This window comes from Stenotrophomonas maltophilia group sp. Smal32, assembly GCF_030237085.1.
GTDB classification, from domain to species: Bacteria; Pseudomonadota; Gammaproteobacteria; order Xanthomonadales; family Xanthomonadaceae; genus Stenotrophomonas; species Stenotrophomonas maltophilia_Q.
In genome coordinates, this window is the sequence record NZ_JASJSI010000208.1 from 1 (window position 1) to 2,161 (window position 2,161).

Annotated in this window: 1 protein-coding gene and 1 pseudogene; both read left to right on the forward strand. The window is 66.5% G+C overall.

Annotated features, from left to right (window positions below):
- Positions 1-239: 239 nt before the first annotated feature.
- Positions 240-1,625, forward strand: coding sequence for a multidrug efflux RND transporter outer membrane subunit SmeF (gene smeF / locus QRO91_RS22340; protein ID WP_049431838.1), 1,386 nt, complete (start codon positions 240-242; stop codon positions 1,623-1,625).
- 315 nt (positions 1,626-1,940) lie between these two features.
- Positions 1,941-2,161 (forward strand): annotated as a pseudogene (locus QRO91_RS22345) (efflux transporter periplasmic adaptor subunit); the annotation flags it as partial.

Genomic DNA, 2,161 nt, shown 5'->3' on the forward strand with positions numbered 1-2,161 from the left:
GGGCGCACGGTTATTTTTTTAAAATACCCCGCCCCCGGGGGGCGGGGGCGCAATGTGGGGGCGACGGGAATGGGGGTTTTTTTTGTGGCGGTTTTTGTTGTGGTTGTTCAGGGGGTTGTAAACCCAAAATACAAGTAGTTTATAAATACGGTACGCCCCGGCCGGGCCCCGGCGTAGCCCACCCCGCTACGCCGCGGGGAAGGCCCGGCCGCTACCACCGTGACCCCCAAGGTGTCGCCATGAAATTCTCTTCTCTTGCTGTATCCCTGGCCGCCGCGCTTGCGCTGGCCGGTTGCTCCACCCTGGCGCCTAAAAACACCGCCGTTGCACCTGCCATCCCAGCGCAGTGGCCGGCCGAAGCTGCACAGGGCCAGGTGGCCGATGTCGCCGCCGTCGGCTGGCGGGACTTCTTCACCGATCCACGCCTGCAGCAGGTCATCGAGCAGTCGCTGCAGAACAACCGCGACCTGCGCGTGGCCGTGCTCAATGTTGAACGCGCGCGCGGCCAGTACCGCGTGCAGCGCGCCGATCGCGTGCCCGGCGTGGCCGTCACCGGCCAGATGGAGCGTCGCGGTACCGATGCCGGCGTCACGGAGCAGTTCACTGCCGGCGTCGGCGTGGCCGAGTTCGAGCTGGACCTGTTCGGCCGCGTGCGCAACCTCAGCGAAGCGGCACTGCAACAGTACTTCGCCGTGGCCGCCAACCGCCGCAACGCGCAGCTGAGCCTGGTGGCCGAGACCGCCACCGCGTGGCTGACCTACGGGGCCGACGCGCAGCGGCTGAAGATCGCCGAAGCGACGCTGAAGACCTACGAGGATTCGCTGCGCCTGGCCGAAGCCCGCCATGAACGTGGCGGTAGTTCGGCGCTGGAACTGACCCAGACCCGTACGCTGGTGGAAACCGCGCGCACGGATGCCGCACGTCTGCGCGGCCAGCTGGCCCAGGACCGCAACGCGCTGGCGCTGCTGGCCGGAGGCCAGCTGGATCCGGCGCTGCTGCCGGACAGCATCGAACCGCAGCTGCTGGCGTTGGCCCCGCCGCCGGCCGACCTGCCCAGCGACGTGCTGCTGCAGCGCCCGGACATCATGGCTGCAGAACACCAGCTGCTGGCCGCCAACGCCAACATCGGTGCGGCACGTGCAGCGTTCTTCCCGAGCATCTCGCTGACCGGCAGCATCGGCAGTGGCTCGAATGAACTGTCCAACCTGTTCGACAGCGGCACCCGCGTGTGGAGCTTCCTGCCGAAGATCACCCTGCCGATCTTCCAGGGTGGCAAGCTGCGCGCGAACCTTTCCATCGCCAATGCGGATCGCGATATCGCGCTGGCGCAGTACGAGAAGTCGATCCAGGTGGGTTTCCGCGAAACCGCGGACGCACTCGCGCTGAATGTCAGCCTGGATGAGCAGGTGAGCGCGCAGCAGCGCCTGGTGGAAGCCGCCGAACAGGCCAATCGCCTGTCGCAGGCACGCTACGACGCCGGCCTGGACAGCTTCGTCACCCTGCTCGATGCACGGCGCACCGCCTATACCGCGCAGCAGACCCGCCTGCAGGCCGAACTGGCCCAGCAGTCCAACCGCATCACCCTGTACAAGGTACTGGGCGGCGGCTGGCACGAGCGCAGCTGAGGTAGAGCCGGCCAACGGCCGGCTCTACCTGGGTGATCGACGGCAATGCCGGCCACTGGCCGGCATTGTCCGTTTCGAGGGGATCTCATCCCCTGTCGATCACGTTCCAGCAGGAAAGCTTTCCTGCGGCTGAAGGCCTGGCTTGCTTTCAGGGCTAGATACAACTTTCCTCATACCTATTGCAGCTGTCTCGCCGTCTCATCGCGTGGCGGAACGCTGCATCGATCGCCACGGGAGGCGACGGGGGCCCCGCACCTGACGCGTGGAGCGATGTGCTTGTCCCATTCCCTGTTGTGCAGTTCCCGCCGCTGGCTGATTTTCGTCAGCAGCATCCTGCTGGTTGCCTGCCAGCCTTCCGCGATGGGCCACGATCCCGGACCGATGGCAGTGCAGATGGTCACGCTGAAGCCCGAGACCGTGGGCCTGACCCGCGAACTGCCGGGCCGTACCAATGCCTTCCTGGTCGCCGAAGTGCGCCCGCAGGTGAACGGCATCGTCGCCAAGCGCCTGTTCACCGAGGGCGGCATGGTCAAGGC